The sequence below is a fragment of the Mycobacterium sp. 050128 genome (assembly GCF_036409155.1).
In the GTDB taxonomy this organism is placed as follows: Bacteria; Actinomycetota; Actinomycetes; order Mycobacteriales; family Mycobacteriaceae; genus Mycobacterium.
Map to the genome: position 1 here is coordinate 1,555,820 of NZ_JAZGLW010000001.1, position 21,122 is coordinate 1,576,941.

General features: G+C 64.7%; 19 protein-coding genes and 2 tRNA genes. 10 read left to right on the top strand and 11 right to left on the bottom strand.

The annotated features are described in order from the left end of the window. Positions 1-43: 43 nt before the first annotated feature. On the top strand, positions 44-478 hold the full coding sequence (gene cwsA / locus SKC41_RS07555) for a cell wall synthesis protein CwsA (RefSeq protein ID WP_330977061.1): 435 nt from the start codon (positions 44-46) through the stop codon (positions 476-478). Between the two features lie 319 nt (positions 479-797). On the opposite strand, the gene SKC41_RS07560 is transcribed toward cwsA, so the two are convergent. The 10 genes from SKC41_RS07560 to dnaA all read right to left on the bottom strand — a co-directional run bounded on the left by SKC41_RS07560 (position 798) and on the right by dnaA (position 12,589). Then, the gene (locus tag SKC41_RS07560) at positions 798-1,112 is read right to left on the bottom strand and encodes a CDGP domain-containing protein (protein ID WP_330977062.1); all 315 of its coding nucleotides are present in this window, start codon (positions 1,110-1,112) and stop codon (positions 798-800) included. Positions 1,113-1,375: 263 nt separating this feature from the next. Beyond that, positions 1,376-1,448 (bottom strand) — tRNA-Ala (locus SKC41_RS07565). A 139-nt stretch (positions 1,449-1,587) separates the two neighbouring features. Further along, positions 1,588-1,661, bottom strand: a tRNA-Ile gene (locus SKC41_RS07570). Positions 1,662-1,722: 61 nt separating this feature from the next. Beyond that, positions 1,723-2,601, bottom strand: a complete 879-nt coding sequence (locus tag SKC41_RS07575) for a DUF3566 domain-containing protein (protein WP_330977063.1) — start codon at positions 2,599-2,601, stop codon at positions 1,723-1,725. 123 nt (positions 2,602-2,724) lie between these two features. Further along, on the bottom strand, positions 2,725-5,244 hold the full coding sequence (gene gyrA / locus SKC41_RS07580) for a DNA gyrase subunit A (protein ID WP_330977064.1): 2,520 nt from the start codon (positions 5,242-5,244) through the stop codon (positions 2,725-2,727). A gap of 52 nt (positions 5,245-5,296) precedes the next feature. Next, positions 5,297-7,330, bottom strand: coding sequence for a DNA topoisomerase (ATP-hydrolyzing) subunit B (gene gyrB / locus SKC41_RS07585; RefSeq protein ID WP_330977065.1), 2,034 nt, complete (start codon positions 7,328-7,330; stop codon positions 5,297-5,299). Positions 7,331-7,596: 266 nt separating this feature from the next. Beyond that, positions 7,597-8,166, bottom strand: coding sequence for a DUF721 family protein (locus SKC41_RS07590; protein ID WP_330977066.1), 570 nt, complete (start codon positions 8,164-8,166; stop codon positions 7,597-7,599). Next, positions 8,163-9,329 (bottom strand): DNA replication/repair protein RecF, encoded by a 1,167-nt coding sequence (recF, locus tag SKC41_RS07595; RefSeq protein ID WP_330977067.1) that lies wholly within the window; start codon positions 9,327-9,329, stop codon positions 8,163-8,165. The genes SKC41_RS07590 and recF overlap by 4 nt, the downstream gene beginning before the upstream one ends. Further along, positions 9,330-10,529: a DNA polymerase III subunit beta gene (gene dnaN, locus SKC41_RS07600; protein WP_330977068.1), complete on the bottom strand. Its 1,200-nt coding sequence runs from the start codon at positions 10,527-10,529 to the stop codon at positions 9,330-9,332. A gap of 536 nt (positions 10,530-11,065) precedes the next feature. Further along, complete coding sequence (dnaA, locus tag SKC41_RS07605) at positions 11,066-12,589, bottom strand: chromosomal replication initiator protein DnaA (RefSeq protein ID WP_330977069.1); 1,524 nt, start codon at positions 12,587-12,589, stop codon at positions 11,066-11,068. Positions 12,590-13,212: 623 nt separating this feature from the next. On the opposite strand from dnaA, the gene rpmH reads away from it, so the two are divergent. The 9 genes from rpmH (at position 13,213) to SKC41_RS07650 (ending at position 19,773) form a co-directional block, all read left to right on the top strand. After that, positions 13,213-13,356: a 50S ribosomal protein L34 gene (gene rpmH / locus SKC41_RS07610; RefSeq protein ID WP_082971338.1), complete on the top strand. Its 144-nt coding sequence runs from the start codon at positions 13,213-13,215 to the stop codon at positions 13,354-13,356. Positions 13,357-13,379: 23 nt separating this feature from the next. Further along, a complete protein-coding gene (gene rnpA / locus SKC41_RS07615; protein ID WP_330977070.1) occupies positions 13,380-13,736 on the top strand; it encodes a ribonuclease P protein component in 357 nt (118 codons plus the stop codon). A gap of 26 nt (positions 13,737-13,762) precedes the next feature. Continuing rightward, positions 13,763-14,095 (top strand): membrane protein insertion efficiency factor YidD, encoded by a 333-nt coding sequence (gene yidD / locus SKC41_RS07620; protein ID WP_330978787.1) that lies wholly within the window; start codon positions 13,763-13,765, stop codon positions 14,093-14,095. A 43-nt stretch (positions 14,096-14,138) separates the two neighbouring features. Continuing rightward, positions 14,139-15,191, top strand: coding sequence for a membrane protein insertase YidC (gene yidC, locus SKC41_RS07625; RefSeq protein ID WP_442931670.1), 1,053 nt, complete (start codon positions 14,139-14,141; stop codon positions 15,189-15,191). Positions 15,192-15,275: 84 nt separating this feature from the next. Next, entirely contained in the window at positions 15,276-15,851 is a 576-nt protein-coding gene (locus tag SKC41_RS07630; RefSeq protein ID WP_330977072.1) for a Jag family protein, read from the top strand. A gap of 66 nt (positions 15,852-15,917) precedes the next feature. Next, entirely contained in the window at positions 15,918-16,712 is a 795-nt protein-coding gene (gene rsmG, locus SKC41_RS07635; RefSeq protein ID WP_442931569.1) for a 16S rRNA (guanine(527)-N(7))-methyltransferase RsmG, read from the top strand. Beyond that, on the top strand, positions 16,709-17,728 hold the full coding sequence (locus SKC41_RS07640; protein WP_442931570.1) for a ParA family protein: 1,020 nt from the start codon (positions 16,709-16,711) through the stop codon (positions 17,726-17,728). Before rsmG ends, SKC41_RS07640 begins: the two co-directional genes overlap by 4 nt. Before the next feature lie 23 nt (positions 17,729-17,751). Next, positions 17,752-18,735, top strand: a complete 984-nt coding sequence (locus tag SKC41_RS07645; RefSeq protein ID WP_330977074.1) for a ParB/RepB/Spo0J family partition protein — start codon at positions 17,752-17,754, stop codon at positions 18,733-18,735. A 285-nt stretch (positions 18,736-19,020) separates the two neighbouring features. Next, positions 19,021-19,773 carry an acetyltransferase gene (locus SKC41_RS07650; RefSeq protein ID WP_330977075.1) on the top strand — a complete coding sequence of 251 codons (753 nt, stop codon included), beginning with the start codon at positions 19,021-19,023 and terminating at the stop codon, positions 19,771-19,773. On the opposite strand, the gene SKC41_RS07655 is transcribed toward SKC41_RS07650, so the two are convergent. After that, positions 19,770-20,990: an N-acetylmuramoyl-L-alanine amidase gene (locus SKC41_RS07655; RefSeq protein ID WP_330977076.1), complete on the bottom strand. Its 1,221-nt coding sequence runs from the start codon at positions 20,988-20,990 to the stop codon at positions 19,770-19,772. The two genes, SKC41_RS07650 and SKC41_RS07655, sit on opposite strands and share 4 nt — an antisense overlap. Between the last annotated feature and the right edge of the window lie 132 nt (positions 20,991-21,122).

A 21,122-nucleotide genomic window follows, 5' to 3' on the forward strand; every position in this document is an offset into this window, starting at 1 on the left:
TGGCAGTCTGTAGGTTCCACGACCCGGTACGGAAAGGCGGCAGATGAACGCGCAGGCGGAATCCCAGCTGACCCCTAGGCAGCGACTGTCCCGGGGCCTGGCTTACTCGGCAATAGGACCGGTGGACGTCGCGCGCGGTGCCATTGGTTTGGGGGCCCACTCGGTGCAGTCGACGGCATCGGAGTTGCACCGCCGCTACCGCGAGGGCCAACTGGCTCGCGACATCGCCGCAGCGCAGGAAACCCTTGCGCAGGAACTGGCCGCCGCGCAGGAGGTGGTTTCCAGCCTGCCACAGGCGCTGCAGAATGCGCGCAAATCCCAACGCCGCCGGGGCAAGCGGCCCTTGCTGATCGCGGGCGTCGCCGTCGTGGTGCTGGCCGGCGGCGCGGCCGCATTCAGCATCGTGCGGCGCTCGGTCAATCGTGATAGCCCCGAGTCGCCGCGCCCGCCTAGCGTGGATGTGCAGCCGCGCCCGTAGGAGTCTCCGCCGTAGCGGCGAATATTCACCAATTGCAGTGTCTCCGTTTGCCATCCGTTGCGACAGGCGATCTGGCTAATCATCGTTGTCAGATTTAGCGTTTCGCGCAGGGGGCCGAAATGAACGGAGCTGTCAATATGTCTCGTCGAACCATGAAGGCGATCGCCGGTGCGATCCTGATCGGCGCCGCGATGTCGGTGACTGCGACGGGATGCGCCAACACGCCTGCACCGACGCAAATTACGACCCAGTAAGTCCGCCCGGATCATCAAAAGGCGGTACCGCGATGATGCGGTACCGCCTTTTGATGTACTCGGCTTTAGTCGTCGATGTGGTTCGGCGGCTGCCCAAGCGGCACCGGCTGTGCGGGGTCAACCGGGTAGCACTCGGGCGGCGGCGTCACGTCCTCGATCACGCCCCGACCGCCAAAGACCGGGTAGCTGGGCGCCTGATGGCACCGCTCGAAGATCCCGTTCGGGCCTATCGGCTTATCGCAGTAAGACTCGCCCGGGATTACGGTGCCCTGACAGCCCGCCGACGCGGGCGGAGCCATTGCGATGCCAATTCCAATTCCGCTGACTGTTAGTGCCGCTCCCAGCGCCGCGGTTCCGGCGACGCGCGCTGATTTCATCATGAGCCGCAGGATACAGCCAATAGTTGCGGCTGTCGCCTCGTCTGGCGAATGATTTTACTTGGTCGGAGCAAATGACGCGGAGCTCTGCGATCCACCCGGGCAAGCGGCGAACATGCATGGGGGAGTCGGCAATTCGGCGCCGCACTCAAACTTCCGAGTTCCACCCCGCGTACCGCACCAAGATGGTCCCGCAACAACCGAACGCCATTTCAATTTCTGGCACTAGCGGAATACGACTACCGGGCGAACACAATTTGAATTTGTGGAGCCTAGGGGAATCGAACCCCTGACACCTGCCTTGCAAAGGCAGTGCTCTACCAACTGAGCTAAGGCCCCTCACCAACAGGTGTGGGATCAACTACCGCCACGTGCCAGACCTCGACCCCGCGCCGTGACCGCAGTACCGCCGCCACCAACGCAATCAGTGCCAACGGCAATGCAAGTCTCACACAACGTCTTGACGGGCACATGGTTGTGGGCCTAGGAGGACTCGAACCTCCGACCTCTTCGTTATCAGCGAAGCGCTCTAACCGCCTGAGCTATAGGCCCGTACTCGCGTACGGCCGAGCGACGAGATTACCGCAATCGTCGCCCCACCCCAAAACCCGCACTAATCCCGGTCCGCCAACGTGACTTCGACGCCACCGATCAGGTCGGTCGTCAGGTTGTAGACGAACGCACCGATCGTGGCCATTGCCGTCAACAACACGATGTTGACCAAGCCGATCAGCACGGCGCCGCCGAAGATCGTCCCGCTCGAGACCAGCTCGCCGCTGCTGCCGCTGGTGTTGTTCAGCAAGTCGCCGACGTTGCTGTTGAGCTTGGCCCACACGCCCATGCCGCCGAGCACCAGGTAGAGGAACGCAACGGCGATCATCCAGACGAAGAACAGCGCCACCGAAAGCATCAGAGACACCTTCAAGGTGCTCCATGGATCGATCCGGCGGATCTGCATGCTGGCCCGGACCGGGCCCCCGCGGCGCCGCGAGACCTGAATGAGGCTGTCCCGGTTCTCCCGCGATTCCGTACTCGTCGAGCGCGCCGAGCCGGCCGGCTGCGACGACTCCGAGCTGCGCTCCGGCGTGGTGCTGCGCTGCGATCCGCGGGAAATCCCGCCGGACAGGTCCGGCAATTCGCTGGCATAGGCCTCGTGGGTGGGCCCGTCACCACGGCTCGGCGCGTCGAAGTCGTCCCGGCGCGACGGACCCTGCCCCGCAGCGTTGCCGCCGGAAATGAAGCGGTTCACGCGAGCGTCGACACCCGCCGGCGGGCCCTGCGGCCGGGACTCCGTCGACGGTTCGCTTGGACGATTTCCCGGATTGGCGGCCCGGGCTGCCCCGCGCTGCCACGGCGGCGAATCCCCGCCCTCCTGGGCACGACCCGCCTGGGCGGGCGTCCCGCGCGGGTGCGCACCGGCACGCTCGGCCGAAACGTCCCCGTTCTGGCTGTCGCCCTTCTTGGGGGCACCCGGCTCGCTCGGTGAGGTCACCCCGACTCCTTACCTCTGCTGCCTGGGCCGCCCGGTCGGTGGCCCGCGCATTGTCTCTGGTCGGGCTGAGTCTAATTGCCCGTGCCCGGCGGCAGTCCTTTGGCAGGCACTGCCGCACCCGAACTAGCTCTGCGGCTCCTCGGCGCCGTCGACTTCCTCGATGTCGTCCTCCGCGCTTTCCTCGGCGTTGCGCGCAATGGCCAGCAGCGTGTTGTCCTCACCCAGGTTCATCAACCGCACGCCCTTGGTCTGCCGTCCGGCCTTGCGGACCTGGCGCGCCGTGGTGCGGATGACACCGCCGCCCGAGGTGATCGCGTACAACTCGCTGTCGTCATCGACGATCAACGCCCCCACCAGCCTGCCGCGCCGGACGTCGTACTGGACGGTCAGGACCCCCTTGCCGCCGCGGCCCTGCACCGGGTACTCCTCGATCGCGGTGCGCTTGGCGTAACCCCCGGACGTGGCGACCAGCAGATAGGTATCTTCACGAATCACGTTGAGCGACAACAGGTAGTCGTCCTCGTTGAAGCGCATGCCCTGAACCCCGGAGGTGGCGCGCCCCATCGGCCGCAGCGCCTCGTCGGTGGCCGAGAAGCGGATCGACTGACCCAGTGCCGAGACCAGCAGCAGGTCTTCGTCCGCCGAGCAGAGCACGGCACCGACCAGCTCGTCGCCATCGCGCAGGTTCACGGCGACGATCCCGCCCGACCGGTTGGAGTCGAAGTCGGTCAGCTTCGTCTTTTTGACCAGGCCGTTACGGGTGGCCAGCACCAGGTACGGCGCATCCTCGTAGCCCTTGATCTGAATCACCTGGGCGATGCGTTCCTCGGGCTGGAAGGCCAGCAGGTTGGCGACGTGCTGACCGCGCGCGGTCCGCGATGCCTCCGGCAGTTCGTAGGCCTTGGCCCGATACACCCGGCCCTGGGTGGTGAAGAACAGGATCCAGTCGTGGGTCGAGGACACGAAGAAGTGCGCGACGATGTCGTCCTGCTTGAGCCCAGCGCCCTGCACACCCTTGCCGCCGCGCTTTTGGCTGCGGTACAGGTCGGTCTTGGTGCGCTTGGCGTATCCGGTCTCGGTGATGGTGACGACGACGTCTTCGCGGGCGATCAGATCCTCGTCGTTGACATCGCCATCGGCCGCGATGATCCGGGTGCGACGGTCGTCGCCGTGCTTCTCGACGATCTCGGCGAGCTCGTCGTGCACGATCGCGCGCTGCCGCTCCGGCTTGGCCAGGATGTCTTCCAGGTCGGCGATCTCGGCTTCGATCTTGGCCAGATCGTCGACGATGCGCTGGCGTTCCAGGGCGGCCAGCCGGCGTAGCTGCATGTCCAGGATGGCCTGCGCCTGGATTTCGTCGATGTCAAGTAGTTCGATCAACCCGGTCCGAGCGATGTCGACGGTTTCCGACGCACGGATCAGGGCGATGACCTCGTCAAGTGCGTCGAGGGCTTTGACCAGACCGCGCAAGATGTGTGCGCGTTCGTTGGCCTTGCGCAACCGGTAGGTGGTGCGCCGGATGATGACATCGAGCTGATGCTCGACGTAGTAGCGGATCATCTGGTCGAGGCGCAGCGTGCGGGGCACCCCGTCGACGATCGACAACATGTTAGCGCCGAAGCTGGTCTGCAGTTGGGTGTGCTTGTAGAGGTTGTTCAGCACCACCTTGGCTACCGCGTCGCGCTTGATCTCGACGACGATGCGCAGGCCGACCCGGTCGCTGGACTGGTCCTCGATGTTGGCGATGCCGGTGAGTCGGCCGTCGCGCACCTGCTCGGCGATCGAGGTGATGAAGTTGTCATGGTTGACCTGGTAGGGCAACTCCGTGATGACGATCGAGGTGCGTCCGCGCGAATCTTCCTCTACCTCAACGACTCCACGCATCCGGATCGAGCCACGGCCCGTCGTGTAGGCGTCGTTGATCCCCTGTGATCCGACGATCAGACCATGGGTGGGGAAGTCCGGGCCCTTGACCCGCTCGCAGACCGCCGCGAGGGTGGCTTCTTCGTCGGCCTCATGATTATCCAGGCACCAGTACACGGCTTCGGCGAGTTCACGCAAGTTGTGCGGCGGGATGTTGGTCGCCATGCCGACCGCGATACCACCCGAACCATTGGCCAGCAGGTTGGGGAAACGGCTGGGCAGAACCGTCGGCTCTTGCACCCGGCCGTCATAGTTGGGAATGAAATCGACTGTCTCCTCGTCGATTTCGCGCAACATCTCCATCGCGAGCGGAGTCAGCCGGGCCTCGGTGTACCGCATCGCCGCTGGCGGGTCGTTGCCCGGGGAACCGAAGTTGCCCTGACCGTCGACCAACGGATACCGCAGCGACCACGGCTGGGCCATCCGCACCAGGGTGTCGTAGATCGACGAGTCGCCGTGCGGATGGTAGTTGCCCATCGTCTCGGCAACCGAGCGTGCGGATTTCGCGTGCCCGCGATCCGGCCGGAAGCCGGAGTCGAACATCGCATAGAGCACCCGGCGATGCACCGGCTTGAGGCCGTCGCGCACCTCCGGAAGCGCACGGCCCACGATCACGCTCATGGCGTAGTCGATATAGCTGCGCTGCATCTCGTGCTGGATGTCCACCGGTTCGATGCGGTCGCCGGTTGCGTCGCTCGGCGGCAAAGTGGTGTCAGTCATCTGTTCCTCGTCGGTCGGTCAGCGGTGGCTGGTCTGAGGCGGGTCTGATCACTCAGACATCCAGGAAGCGAACGTCCTTGGCATTGCGGGTAATAAAGCTTCGCCGAGCCTCGACGTCTTCGCCCATCAAGATGGAGAACAGCTCGTCGGCCGCGGCCGCATCGTCGAGCGTGATCTGACGTAAAACCCGGACCGAGGGGTCCATCGTGGTCTCCCACAGCTCCTTGGCATCCATTTCGCCGAGACCTTTGTAACGCTGAATACCGTCCTCGGCGTTGATCTTTCGGCCCGCCGCCCGGCCCGCCTCCAGCAGGCCGTCGCGCTCGCGGTCCGAGTAGGCAAACTCCGGTTCACTGCGCTGCCACTTCAGCTTGTACAGCGGCGGCTGCGCCAAGAACACGTGGCCGTGTTCGATCAGCGGTCGCATGAAGCGGAACAACAGCGTCAGCAACAGCGTCGAAATGTGTTGGCCGTCAACGTCGGCATCGGCCATCAGCACGATCTTGTGGTAGCGCAGCTTGGTGATGTCGAACTCGTCGTGGATACCGGTGCCCAGCGCGGTGATGATCGCCTGGACTTCGGTGTTCTTCAGCACCCGGTCGATGCGGGCCTTTTCGACGTTGATGATCTTGCCGCGCAACGGGAGGATGGCCTGAAACATCGAGTCGCGGCCGCTCTTGGCCGAGCCGCCGGCCGAATCGCCCTCCACCACATACAGTTCCGATTTCTTCGGATCCGTGGAGCGGCAATCGGCCAGTTTACCGGGCAACCCACCCAGATCGGTGGCGCTCTTGCGGCGCACCAACTCCCGCGCCTTGCGCGCCGCGATGCGGGCCTGTGCCGATGACACCGCCTTGTTCACAACGGTTTTCGCCTCGGAGGGGTTCGCCTCGAACCAATGCGTCAACTGTTCGTTGCAGACCCGCTGCACAAACGACTTCACCTCTGTGTTGCCCAGCTTGGTCTTGGTCTGGCCCTCGAACTGCGGTTCGCTGACCTTGACCGAGATCACCGCGGCCAGGCCCTCGCGGATGTCGTCGCCGGTGAGGTTGGCGTCCTTTTCTTTCAGCAACTTCTTGTCTTTGGCGTACTTGTTGACCACCGACGTCAGCGCACTGCGGAAGCCCTCCTCGTGGGTGCCGCCCTCGTGGGTGTTGATGGTGTTGGCGAAGGTGTGCACCGACTCCGAATAGCCGCCGTTCCATTGCATGGCGATCTCGACCTCGTGGCCGGGCCCCTTGCCGTCGAAATCGATGACGCTCTGCTGGATCGGGCTCTTGGTGCGGTTGATGTGCTTGACGAAATCGACGAGGCCGCCGGGGTAGTGGAACGTCCGGTGCTTGACCTTATGCGGGGCACTCGACTCGGCGGCTTTTTCCTCGGCGGACTTGGGTGCATCCGCGGTGTCGCTGACGACGTCGTCGACGACCTCTTCCCGGGTCACCCGCTCGTCGGTGAGGTTGATCGTCAATCCCTTGTTGAGGAATGCCATTTCCTGCAGCCGGCGGGCCACCGTCTCGAAGTCGTAGTCGGTGGTTTCGAAGATGTCGGGGTCGGCCCAGAACCTGATCGTGGTTCCGGTCTTCTTGGTGGCCTCACCCTGCTTGAGGGTTCCGGGCACCGCGTGGTCGTAGGACTGCGACCACTCGTGGCCGTCGCGGGAGATCTCGACCTCGAGCCGCGTCGATAGTGCGTTGACGACCGACACACCGACGCCGTGCAAACCACCACTGACGTTGTAACCGCTGTTCTCGCCACCGAACTTGCCGCCGGCGTGCAGTTGCGTCATCACAACGTCGACCGTTGGCGCACCGGTGGAGTGCATGGCGACCGGAATACCGCGGCCGTTGTCGGCGACCTCGACGCTGCCGTCGTCGAGGATGCGCACGTCGACCTGGTTGGCGTAGCCCGCCATCGCCTCGTCAACGGAGTTGTCCACCACCTCCCAGATGAGGTGGTGCAGACCGCGCTCGCCGGTGGACCCGATGTACATGCCGGGACGTTTACGAACCGCCTCCAGCCCTTCGAGCACGGTGATCGCTGACGCGCCGTATTCGTCTTGCGCCTTCTTCTTCTGGGCAGCCACGGTCGGAATGCTCTCCTCGGGGTTTCATGCGGGCGGTTCCAGTCACCGCAGCAGTCGCATCAATCCACTCTACCGTGAGCGGGGGTCTGGACCGATTTTCTGGGCGCGTTTCTACCTATCTGGACGCGCCGTGCGCTCAATTTCTCTATTGACGCCGCGTCCGGACGTGCGCGGCGGGGGTCCGTTTCGTTCTCGCGGATCTGAGAGGGTTAACCTTGACGCCTTGTCGGCACATGTCCCCGACGTACGTGAACCCCTCAATTGTGTCAACCGTAGGTGTCGCGCGGGCCCCGTCCGGAGATGTGTCGGGGTCCCTTCCGCCAAGACGGAGCGGCGGGCCCGGTGATTTTCAGCGATGTCACGACGCCGTTGCCCACCGCCGCGGCGATCTTGGCCAACAACTGCGACTGGATCATCCGCAATTGGGTGGCCCAGGCGGTGGATTCGGCCGTCACGCTGAGCACGCCATCGCTGAGCGCGGTCGGCGTCGCGTGATCCGCGATTTGATGGCCGACCACCGCCGTCCAGTGACCGAGCACCGTGCCTTCGGCGACACGTCCCGACCAGCCGCGCTTCTTCGCGATTTCGCGGGCAACTCTGCCCATCGGTTGCGGGTCCCTAGCATCGGGTCCCGGACCCGACCACCTCCGGCGCTGCCCGGCGACCCGGCGCGGAACCGGATTGCTTCCGCGGCCGCGGCCGGCGTCCTTGCCCTGGGCGCGCGCCGCGGCGCGGGCTTCTTCGAGAGTGCGCCGCACCAAGTCGATACCGCTGAGCCCGCTGGTGGGACCGCTTGCTGGTTCCGGCGGTGCCGCGTCTGATTCGTCGTCGGTCATGGTTGCATCACCGAAACCCGGCCGGTGTCATCGTCTTGCAAGTCGATGTGCACCCGCCTAGCGTCCCAGCCTGCCGGGATATCTTCCAGTACCGCCGCGGTTACCAGCACTTGTTCGGCCGATTCCGCTACGGCGGCCAGGGCGCGGCGGCGCGCCGCGTCGAGTTCGGCGAAGACATCGTCGAGCAATAGCACCGGCTCGCTGCCGTCGGCGCGAAGTAACTCATACGCCGCCAGCCGCAGCGCGATCGCAAAAGACCACGATTCACCGTGGCTGGCAAAGCCTTTCGCTGGTTGATCCCCGAGACGAAGTTCCAAGTCGTCGCGGTGCGGGCCCACCAGGCACACGCCACGTTCCAGTTCGGCATTGCGGCGGGCCGCCAGCGCGGCGAGCAACGCGGCTTCCAGAAATTCGCGGTCGATGCCCGCGCCGTCTTGCGCCCCGTCGGTACCCAAACCGTCGATGCTCGTTCGGTAATTGATCCCCGCCGGCCGCGATCCCGGCGCCAGCAGCTGGTAAGCCTTCTCCACCTCCGGTGCCAGCTGGTTCACCAGATCGATACGGGCGGCCATTAATTCGGCTCCGTGCCCGGCCAGTCGGCTGTCCCACACGTCGAGCGTGTCCAACGCGCTGGTGTCGCCACGATGGCGAGATCCGGCCAGCGACTTCAACAGTGCGGTGCGCTGTCGCAGCACCTTGTCGTAATCCGCGCGCAGCGCGGCGACCGCCGGGCGGCGCACGGTCGCCAAATCATCGAGATAACGACGCCGGTCCGCGGGATCACCCCGGACCAGCGACAGGTCTTCAGGAGCAAAGAGCACCGCGCGCAATACCCCCACCACCTCGCGGGTACTGCGCATCGGCGAGCGGTTCAACCGAGCCTTGTTCGCGCGTCCGGCGGCAATCTCCAAATCGATCGCGCATTCCCGACCCTCGTTGACCACAATCGTCGAAACCACCGCCCGATCGGCGCCCGACCGGATCAGCGGGGCATCGGTTCCGACCCGGTGTGATCCCAAAGTGGTCGAATACCAAAGTGCCTCAACCAAATTCGTCTTCCCGAAACCGTTCGGACCGACGAACACCGTCCGGCCCGGTTCGAGCTCGAGGTCGGCTTGTGCCCAGGACCGAAAATTGCGCAGCCCCAAATGCCGGACGTACACCTATCCGGGCAACCGAACTGGCATCAGCAGGTAGACGTACTCCGTCGGCAACGCCGAGAACGGACCAGTGCCCGTCGGATGGCTGTCGTCGTCGAATGCCGGACGCAGCAACGCCGGCTTGCCCGGGGTGGTGAAACCGAACGACACCCTGTCGGCCTTCACCGAGCCCAGTCCGTCGGTCAGGTAGGTCGGGTTGAATGCGATGGTCAGCGGTTCGCCGGAGAAATCGACCGCGAGTTCTTCCTCGGCGCGACCGACATCGTCGGCGCCGGCCGACAGACGCAACAGGCCTTCGGCGAATTCCATGCGCACCTGTGCACCCCGGTCGGCCACCAACGCAACGAGCTTGATGGCCTCGGTCAGCTCGGCGACGTTGATCGTCGCGACCGCGGTGTGTTCGGCCGGCAGCAGCTGACGAAACTTCGGGAACTCCGCATCCAGCAGTCGCGTGGTGCTGCGCTTGCCGTTGCCGCTGATCCCGAGGAGCCCCTCTTTGCCGACTCCGCTGCCCGCACCCAAGGACAACCGAACCTCGGAACCGTCCGTTCCTGTCTTGGCGGCCTCGGCCAGCGTCTTCGCCGGCACCAACACGGCCGCCTCGATGTCGGACGACAACGCCGACCAGGTCAGCTCACGAACCGCCAGACGGAACCTGTCGGTCGCGGCCAAAACCACCGTCTCACCCGAGATCTCGACCCGGATGCCGGTCAACATCGGCAACGTGTCATCCCGGCCGGCGGCGATGGCGACCTGGCTGATCGCCTCGGCGAACAAATCCGAGGGCAAGCTCCCGGTCTCTTCGGGCAGCGTCGGCAGCGTCGGGTAATCCTCGACCGCCATCGTCGGCAACGAAAACTTGGCGCTGCCACATGTCAACGCGACACGATTGCCGTCGACGTAGAAGTCGATCGGCTTGTCCGGCAACGCCCTAGTGATATCTGACAACAGCCTGCCCGACACCAAAACGCTTCCCGGAGAAGCTATTTCGGCAGGAATCTGTGCTTCCGCGGAAACTTCGTAATCGAATCCCGAGATCGTCAAGCCCTCATCCGAACCGGTCAGCAGCACGCCGGAAAGAACAGGGACCGCCGGCCTGCTCGGCAGATTCTTCGCAACCCACGACACCGCGTCGGCGAAAGATTCTCGGACCAGGCGGAACTTCAGATCGGTGAGACCAGCACTTGTCGTCGCCACGTCCATAGCGTCCCTTCACCTACCCAAAGTTCCAAAATCCGGCAGCTAGCTTCCCGCCCCGCTAGCTTGGGGCCCGCACCGAACGCCGAGGTGAGTTACATGCCACGACGTCGACAACGGGAGTCGAATCACAACCGTAGAGCTTCTGCGCCCATCTTGAAAGCTAATCGTTAAGGCCGACAAGCCGAGTCGACGAGAGGTCCGCGAGTGCTGTGAGGCGACGCGTCCCCAAAGCTGTTCTTCAAAGAAGAAATAACGGATAGATCTCAGTACCAGTATTAAGGGCTGTGCAATCTGGGGACAGGTCCGGTTCGGCGCAGCTAGCACGTCGATCGGCTTGTGGATGACCGCGTTGGTAACTGTGCAGTCGATGTTGGGCCACTGGGGATGGGTCGGCGGTGTGCACGTCGCGGCGGATTGCTGCACTGTTGTTTGGGACGCTTGTACACAATGCTGCGCACATCCTTCAGCTGTGACTGGAGTTGCAGACGTGCGGGAAGTTTTTTGAAAAAATTTGGCGCGCGATGGCCGAAACCGCGGAATCAGCGCTTGGAGCGCTGACGGATGCGAGTGGTGAGTTCCTTGACGTGATCGAACACTTCACGCCGCTCGGCCATCTCGGACAAGATCTTTCGCTGCGCGTACATGACCGTGGTGTGGTCGCGGCCGAACGCTTGGCCGATCTTGGGCAATGACAGATCGGTGAGCTCCCGGCACAGATACATTGCGATTTGGCGTGACTGAGCCAGGGCCCGGGTCTTGCCCGGACCGCGTAACTCCTCGACGGTGGTGTCGAAGTATTCGGCGGTGGCGGCCATGATGGTCGCCGCACTGATTTGCATCGTGCTCGCATCGGCGATCAGATCGCGCAGCACGATCTCGGCCAATGACTTGTCGATCGGCGTCTTGTTCAGCGAGGCGAACGCGGTGACCCGGATCAGGGCGCCCTCGAGTTCGCGAATGTTGCGCTCGATGCTGCTGGCGATGAGTTCGAGGACATCGTCGGGAACCGCAAGTCGTTCCATCTGTGCCTTCTTGCGCAGAATCGCGATGCGGGTTTCCAGTTCCGGCGGCTGGACGTCGGTGATCAGTCCCCACTCGAACCGTGTTCGCAGCCGGTCTTCCAGGGTGGCGAGTTGTTTGGGCGGCCGGTCCGACGAGATGACGATCTGCTTGTTGGCATTGTGCAAGGTGTTGAAGGTGTGGAAGAACTCTTCCTGGATACCTTCTTTGCCCTCGATGAACTGAATGTCATCCACCAGCAGGACATCGACATCGCGGTAGCTGCGCTTGAACGCGACCTTGCGGTCGTCGCGAAGCGAGTTGATGAAGTCGTTGGTGAACTCCTCGGTCGACACGTACTTGACGCGCATACCGGGGAACAGTCGTTGCGCGTAATTCCCTGCGGCATGCAACAAGTGGGTCTTGCCGAGGCCGGACTCGCCCCAGATGAACAACGGGTTGTAGGCGCGCGCCGGCGCCTCCGCGATGGCCAGGGCCGCGGCATGAGCGAAGCGATTGGAGGCACCGATGACGAAAGTCTCGAAGGTGTAGCGCCGGTTGAGACTGGTCCCGCCGGCGGCCGCGGCCGCGTCGTTGCTGTGCGGACGTTCGGCGAAGTAGTTGGGCCAGTTCTGTTCGACGCCGATTGCTTCACCGTTTTCGTCGGCCTCGTCGGCGTCACTTGACGTTTCTAGACCGATGTCATCGGTGAAGGTATCGCCCTGCGGAAAGGGCGGGTCGTCGGCGTCGTCGGAAGGCGGCGCGATGCGGACACCGAGTTGAATCTGCTGACCGAGCCGGCGGCTGAGCGCGTCGGTGATCGGGGTGCGCAGATGCCGCTCGATTTCGTTTTGTACGAAACTGCTCGGCACTGACAAGAGGGCGAAGCCCTCAACGATGGTCAGCGGTTGAACAAGGTTCAGCCATGCCCGCTGTTGAGGAGTGAGCGGGGTGACAAGCGTCGTGCGATTACCGGCCGCACCATCCGCGTCGGCCTCGCCGTTGAGCTCAGAGACGACCGCATTCCACACTGTCGTGAAACCAGAACCGGGGTCATCGGTCAACGACGCATCTCCCTGGTCCTAGAACGATCCGGGGTCGAGGTATACCCACGCTTGGCGACAAAGCAACTGTCCACATAGTTATACACAGGTGTGGACAGGATAGGCGTATGCGGGCCGCAACCTACCGGCGACGGCTCGCGATCCACGGGCTGGAGACAACCCGAGCTAGGCCGTCTGCACAGCGAGTAGATCCGCCATCATGCTTCGTTGTCGAGCGCCGTTCCGGTCTGAAACGGCATTGCCCGAAGCTAACAGTTTTCCGTGCGGCTGCCAACAGTTCTGTTGCATTCCAGTCGCGTTCTTTGGTGTTCATCGGGGCGTGCTGCGGCGTGTCGCCGACGTCTTGCCGATGGCCTGCGCCGGCAGTCAAGAATTTCAGCTCGGGTGTCAGTGGGTTCGTTGGGGCAGACCAAGTTTGACCCAGGGAACGCTCGTCAGTACCCTCATACAGTCGCCCGAAAGTCGGCGATACGGCTGCGACCCAGGAGTTATTCGCCCGGGGACCGCGCCGGCCAGCAGCGAGAACCACTTTTCGACCGACTCACGACGCAATGTAGCTGAGCTAACGTGAACGGCCGAATGGCGGGGACAAGCTTCTAGCGAGACAGAACGAGGAGAACGCCGTGGCCAAGGGCAAGCGGACTTTCCAGCCGAACAACCGGCGCCGTGCTCGTGTGCACGGATTCCGCTTGCGGATGCGCACTCGGGCCGGGCGCGCCATCGTGTCTGACCGGCGCCGCAAGGGCCGCCGCGCGTTATCTGCCTGATCTGACCGACAGGCGTGCTGGCGGTGCTTCCCGCGCGCAACCGCATGAGGCGGTCACGGGAATTCGACGCGACAGTGAAGAACGGGATGCGCACCGCGCAGCCCGATCTTGTCGTCCATGTGCGCCGGGGAGACGATGACGAATCGGGTCCACACGTGGGGCTGATCGTCGCCAAGTCGGTCGGCTCGGCCGTCGATCGCCACCGGGTCTCACGCCGGCTTCGCCACGCCGTCCGGGGCATGCTGCCCGATCTTCATCAACACGACCAGGTGGTCATCCGGGCGCTGCCGAGTAGTCGGCAGGTGTCGTCGGCGCGATTGGAGCAGGAGTTGCGCAAAGGTCTACGGCGCGCCTTCGAACGTGCGGGGACCGACCGGTGACCGTCACGGCGCCGGTGCGCGGGGGAATGGGCGGCGCCAGTCGGACCCTGGTGCGCGGCCTGGTTTTCCTCATCCAGCTGTACCGGCACATGGTGTCGCCGCTGCGGCCGGCGACATGTCGCTTCGTGCCGACCTGCAGTCAATACGCCGTGGACGCCCTCACCGAGTACGGGTTGATTCGCGGGAGCTGGCTGGCGGCGGTCAGGCTCGCCAAGTGCGGACCGTGGCATCGGGGAGGATGGGACCCGATACCGGAACGCGCCTCAGAACGCCGGGGCTGCCGGATGGACTTTGCAGACACCAGCGCCGCCGGGGACATCCCGGCGCCGCGAGGGGAGAGTGAATCTTTTGTCGTTTGATCTGTTTAGCCTCGACTTCGTCTACTACCCGGTGTCGTGGATCATGTGGGTTTGGTACAAGCTGTTCGCGGCATTGCTGGGGCCCTCGAACTTCTTCGCGTGGGCCCTGTCGGTGATGTTCCTGGTCTTCACGCTGCGGGCGCTGCTCTACAAGCCGTTCGTGCGGCAGATCCGCACCACTCGCCAGATGCAGGAACTGCAGCCACAGATCAAGGCGCTGCAGAAGAAGTACGGCAAGGATCGGCAGCGCATGGCGCTCGAGATGCAGAAGCTGCAACGGGAGCACGGGTTCAACCCGATCCTCGGCTGCTTGCCGATGCTCGCCCAGATCCCGGTGTTCCTCGGGCTCTATCACGTGCTGCGTTCGTTCAACCGGACGACCGGCGGCTTCGGACAGCCGCAGATGTCGGTAGTCCAGAACCGGGCGACGGGCAACTACGTGTTCAGCCCGATGGACGTCGGGCACTTCCTGGATGCGAATCTGTTCGGCGCGCCGATCGGGGCGTCCATGACGCAGCGCACCGGGTTGGACGCCTTCATTGATTTCAGCCGGCCCTCGGTCATCTTGGTCGGCGCTCCGGTGATGATCATGGCCGGCATCGCCACCTACTTCAACAGCCGCGCATCGGTGGCGCGACAGAGTCCCGAGGCCGCCGCCAATCCGCAGACCGCGATGATGAACAAAATGGCGCTGTACGTGTTCCCGCTCGGTGTCGTGGTCGGCGGCCCGTTCCTACCGCTGGCCATCATCCTGTACTGGTTCGCCAACAACATCTGGACCTTCGGCCAGCAGCACTACGTGTTCAACATGATTGAGAAAGAGGACGAGGCCAAGAAGCAAGAGGTGCTGCAACGACGCGCGGCCAACGCACCGGCGCCGGGAGCCAAGCCGAAGCGCAAGGCAGCGCCGGCGAGTGGTAACGGGGCACCACCGGCTGACGACGACAGCGCACCGGAGACGGATGCCGGGGGCGGCGCGGCCGAAGGAAAGACAACTGGCGCTGTACCGGACAAACCGGACACGGCCGGGAGCGCAGACGGTTCGGCCAACCGCACGCCCCGCCCCGGGGCTCGACCGAAACGACGGAAGCGCTGACGAATAGCGCCACAGCTTTACCGGGCCGTCTCCGGAGAGTGATCCGAATGAGACAGGGACGGACCCATGGATGAGGGAGAGAAAATGACGGACGCTGACACCACCGAACGCGAGTTGGACACCCAAGTGGCGATCGAGGATGAGGCCGACGAGACCGACGAATCGGCGGAGGCGGGTGCCGACGAAGGCGACGACCTGGAGGAGCGGTTGGTCGCCGAGGGCGAGATCGCCGGCGACTATCTGGAAGAGCTGTTGGATCTGCTGGACTTCGACGGCGACATCGATCTCGATGTCGAGGGCAACCGCGCGGTCGTCAGCATCGACGGCAGCGACGACCTGAACAAGTTGGTCGGCCGCGGCGGCGAGGTGCTCGATGCACTCCAGGAACTGACCCGACTCGCGGTCCACCAGAAGACCGGAGTGCGCAGCCGGCTGATGCTCGACATCGCGGGTTGGCGGCGGCGCCGTCGCGAGGAATTGGCCGCGCTGGGCGACAAGGTCGCGCGACGGGTGCTGGAGAGCGGCGAGCGTGAAGAGCTCAAGCCGATGACCCCGTTCGAGCGAAAGATCGTCCACGACGCCGTCGCGGCGGTGGCCGGAGTCCACAGCGAGAGCGAGGGTGTGGAGCCGAGCCGGCGCGTGGTCGTCCTGCACGACTAGTCGGGACGGCATTACAACGGTGTAGTTCACCCCGCGCACGGTGCTGTGGGTCCGAGGACCGGAGGAATGTTTCACGTGAAACATGTCGGCGGATCCGAGCGGGCAGAGGCATCGGCAGTAGCGGGGGAGTCGGCGGAGCCCGGCTTGCCAGCCGAGGCGCCGCCCGGCTCGACACGATCCGCCGGCCCGGGCCCCGCACCGACCGCCGCGGCGGAGATCTTCGGGCCGCGTCTGCACATGGCGGAGGCGTACGCGGAGATCCTCGCGACAACCGGTGTGGCCCGCGGACTGCTCGGGCCCCGCGAAGTCAACCGTGTGTGGGACCGCCACTTATTGAATAGTGCGGCGGTCGCCGAACTCCTCGACGACTGCGAGCGGGTGGTCGACATCGGTAGCGGGGCCGGGTTGCCGGGCATACCGTTGGCGATCGCGCGGCCCGACTTGGACATCGTGCTTCTCGAGCCGCTCCTACGCCGCAGCGAGTTTCTCAAAGAGGTCGTCGCCGAACTAGGGTTAACCGTCGAAGTGGTGCGCGGTCGCGCCGAAGAGCCAGGGGTACGTAAGCGCTTCGGCGACAGCGATGCCGCGGTCTCGCGAGCAGTCGCGGCGTTGGACAAGTTGACGAAGTGGAGCATGCCGGTGCTACGGCCGGGCGGACGGATGATTGCGATCAAGGGGGAGCGCGCTCCCGACGAGGTCGAAGAACACCGGCGTGGGATGGCCACGCTGGAGGCAGTTGATGTCAGGGTGGTGACATGTGGCGCGAGCTATTTGCGTCCGCCCGCAACCGTGGTGGTAGCGCAGCGCGCGACACGGTCGCGACGCGGGTCGGCACCAAGGGCGGACAGGAGAAAGCGATGAGTTCGCCCCGGGATCGTTCCGAAGGCTCGGGTTCAGGTGTGGAGCACCCACAGCTGGCGCCGGCACCTCTGGCGCCGCCACTCGCGCCGGACGAGGCGGTGCCCCTCGCGGACGAATCGCCGAGCGACGCCGCAGCGGATGTTTCACGTGAAACATCGGATGAATTCGACACCCCGATCGGCGCCGCGGCCGAGCGCGCCATGCGGGTGCTGCATACGACGTATCCACCGCTGCGCCGGCCGGCCCATCGCCGGGTGTTCACCGTCGCCAACCAGAAGGGCGGCGTCGGCAAGACGACGACCGCCGTCAATCTCGCCGCCGCGCTCGCGGTGCAGGGGCTCAAGACCCTCGTCATCGATCTCGATCCACAGGGCAACGCGAGCACAGCACTCGGCATCACCGACCGGCAATCGGGCACGCCCTCGTCGTACGAAGTGCTTCTCGGGGAGGAGACGATCGAGACCGCGTTGCGCCGCAGCCCGCACAGCGACCGACTCTTCTGCGTTCCCTCCACCATCGATCTGGCAGGCGCCGAGATCGAATTGGTGAGCATGGTCGCGCGCGAGAATCGATTGCGTAACGCTTTGGCGCAGCTGGACCACTTCGACTTCGATTACGTCTTCGTGGACTGCCCGCCGTCGCTCGGACTGCTGACGATCAACGCACTCGTGGCGGCTCCCGAGGTGATGATCCCGATTCAGTGCGAGTACTACGCCCTCGAAGGGGTGTCACAGCTGATGCGGAACATCGAGATGGTGAAGGCGCATCTCAACCCGCAGTTGGACGTGACGACGGTGATTTTGACGATGTACGACGGCCGGACCAAGCTCGCCGATCAGGTCGCGGAGGAGGTGCGTCGCTACTTCGGCGACAAGGTGTTACGCACCGTCATCCCGCGCAGCGTCAAGGTGTCGGAGGCGCCCGGCTACAGCATGACGATCATCGACTACGACCCCGGATCCCGCGGGGCGATGAGCTATCTCGACGCGAGCCGCGAACTCGCGCAGCGCGACTAACCACCATTCGTGAAGGGACGACAATGACGACTGCGGGCAAGAAGAAGGGCGGGCTCGGCCGAGGTCTTGCTGCGCTGATCCCCACCGGACCCGCCGAGGGCGACGAGGGTCCCGCGACGCTGGGTCCGCGGATGGGAGACGCCGCTGCCGATGTGTTGATCGGCGGGCCGGCGCCGACCGCCAACGAGATGGGCGCGGTGTATCGCGAGATCTCGCCGGGCGATATCGAGCCCAACCCCAAGCAGCCCAGGCAGGTGTTCGACGACGAGGCGCTGGCCGAACTGGTGCACTCGATCCGCGAGTTCGGCCTTTTGCAGCCCATCGTGGTGCGCGCGGTCACCCCAGCACCGGGCGGCGCGCGGTACCAGATCGTGATGGGGGAGCGGCGCTGGCGGGCGGCCCAGGAGGCGCAGCTGGCCACCATTCCCGCCATCGTGCGAGAGACGACCGACGACAACCTGCTGCGCGACGCCCTCCTCGAGAACATCCACCGGGCACAGCTGAACCCGTTGGAAGAAGCGGCGGCATACCAGCAGCTGCTCGACGAGTTCGGGGTCACCCACGACGAACTGGCCTCGCGAATCGGACGGTCGCGGCCGTTGATCACCAACATGATCCGGTTGCTCAAGCTGCCGATCGCCGTGCAGCGCCGAGTCGCTGCCGGAGTGCTGTCCGCCGGTCACGCCCGGGCACTGCTGTCGCTGGAAGCCGGGCCGGCGGCGCAGGAGGAGCTGGCGAGCCGGATCGTCGCCGAGGGTCTGTCGGTGCGCGCCACCGAAGAGGCCGTGACATTGGCCAATCGCGGCGATGCGGCGGCCCCGGCGGCGCCGCGGCGCAAGCCGATCCAGATGCCCGGTCTGCAAGATGTTGCCGATCGGCTGTCGAACGCATTCGACACCCGGGTAACCGTCAGCCTGGGCAAGCGCAAGGGCAGGATCGTGGTGGAGTTCGCTTCGGTCGAGGACCTACAGCGGATTATCGACACCATGGCCCCGCCGAAGGCATGACCAGTTACATTGTGTAATTACGTCACTGTGACAACGGATGAATTCAGACCGCGTATCTGATCCGCTCGAGCGCGGAGATCCGTTGTCCAACAGGCCTTTTCGATGCCCGGCCGTCGCCGGCGGCGCATTTCGGCGGGTTTGGGCCGCGACACCGACGTGGCCGGGTCAACACTGGCCCGAGAACAACAAACTCTCCTATCCTGGAGCGGTTGGTGGTGCACGCCAGCCTAGGTACAGCCGGGCTTGCGGCAATGGGCTGCGATACGCACGGAAGCCAGGAGGCCAGTGACTGCTCGAATCACGCCCCTGCGGCTCGAAGGCTTCGAGCAGCTGCCCAAGCATGCGCGCCGCTGTGTCTTCTGGGAGGTCGATCCCGCGACCCTCGGCGATCAGGACCACCTCGCCGATCCGGAATTCGAGAAAGAAGCATGGCTGTCGATGGTGATGCTGGAGTGGGGGTCGTGCGGTCAGGTCGCGACCGCGATTCCCGACGAGCAAAGCGTCACCGATCCGCCGTGTCTGGGCTATGTGCTGTACGCGCCGCCGGGTGCGGTGCCGCGCGCGCATCGGTTTCCTACCGCGCCGGTCTCTCCGGACGCGGTGCTGCTGACTTCGATGGGTGTCGAACTCGGGCACGCCTCCGACGACCTGCCACATGATCTGCTGGCCCGGGTGATCGACGAGTTGATGCGTCGTGGGGTCCGCGCGCTGGAAGCCTTCGGTCGCACTCCGGCGGCGTCGGAGTCCTTGGATCCCCAGCTCGCCGACCCCGACGTCCGGCCGGTGCTGGAGGCCCTCGGGGATTGCTCGGTGGACCGCTGCATCATTGATGCGGAGTTCTTGAAAGACGTGGGTTTCGTTGTGGTAGCACCACATCCGTACTTCCCGCGGCTGCGCCTCGAGCTTGACAAGGGGCTGGGGTGGAAGGCCGAGGTGGAAGCGGCCCTGGAGCGTCTACTGCAAAACGCTGAGCTTCAGCAACCGGTCGGCGCCGGATCGACAGCGGGAAATACGTTGCAGAACAAGCAGAACGGTTAAGTCCCGCCGAGGCGGGTCGTCCGTTCGACCGACAATTCGTGAGCAAGCAGCTCGGCGAAAGTGAAGGTGCCGGTAGGCCGGTCGTTCTTGCCCAGCAGGTAGAGCCGCTTGACCGCGGCGAGGATGCCTTCGGCCACCGCATCGCGTGTTTGCGTCGAGAGCAGCCTGTCCCGGTCACCGGGGTTGGTGATGTAGCCGACGTCGACCTGGACGGTGGGCATCCGGGTCAGTCGCAGCAGATCCCAGGTCCGACCATGCGTCCGGCAATCGCGTAACCCGGTGCGGGCCACCACTTCTCGCTGGATGAAGTCGGCGAGATTGCGGCCGATCGTCGACACCGACCCGTGCGAGTTGCCGAAGTGAAACGAGGCCACGCCGTTGGCGGGAATGCTGGCCTGAGCTTCGCAGCGCAGGCTGATCATCAGGTCGGCGCCGACGTTGTTGGCGGTAGCGGCCCGTTCGGCGTCCGACGGGCTGCGATTGGTCGGGCGGGACAGGAAGGTCTCCATGCCGATCGCGGTCATCCGGCCTTCCAGCCGACTGGCCAAGTCCCACAAGATATCTGCTTCGCTGACCGGGCCGGTCGGTCCGTGTGCGATCAGACCATGGTCGTCACCGCCGCGACCCGGATCGATGATGATCCGCTTGCCCGAAAGTCGCGGACCCGAGCGCCGGACGAGTTCTTCTTCGCGAATGGCGTGGGGCGAACCGCCGCTGACCCGCGAACTCAGAAAGTACAAGGAGCGCAAGGTTTCCGGTCCGCAGATGCCGTCCGCCGACATCCCGTACTCGCGTTGGTACGACATCAACGCGTTGTGAGTTTGCAGGCCGAAATGTCCGTCGACCAAGCCGGTGTAGAAACCGAGATCTTGCAGCCGGGCCTGTAACGTCGCGACGTCGTCGCCATAGAGGGGAGCGCCGAATTGGTGGTAGAGCGTGCGCGCGCCGAGCCGGTAGGACGCCTCTTTCAGTGCCCGGTAAGTCGCCTCGCCGACGATGCCGTCAACGAGCAGGCCACGATGCTGCTGGAAGGCGCGGACGGCCTGATCAAGCTGGGCGTCGAAGACCTCGAGGGCGACATGCCGGCCCGTCGTCATATCTTCACCAGCGCCGTCCAGCAGCCCCAACGCAGCCAGCGAGGCCCGGATTTCGGTCACAGCTGCGCTGCGGTCACCACAGCGCAGAGCGTCGCCGTTTTCGCGGCGCGGACTCGACATACCAAGGGCCCTCCGGGACAAACTGACAGGCTGACAAACGCACTACAGCTAACCGGTATTGTCGCAGACTCTTCTCAATTTCCGGAAAACCCCAGGCTGAACGGCGATGCGCCGCGCTAGACCGGATCGCGA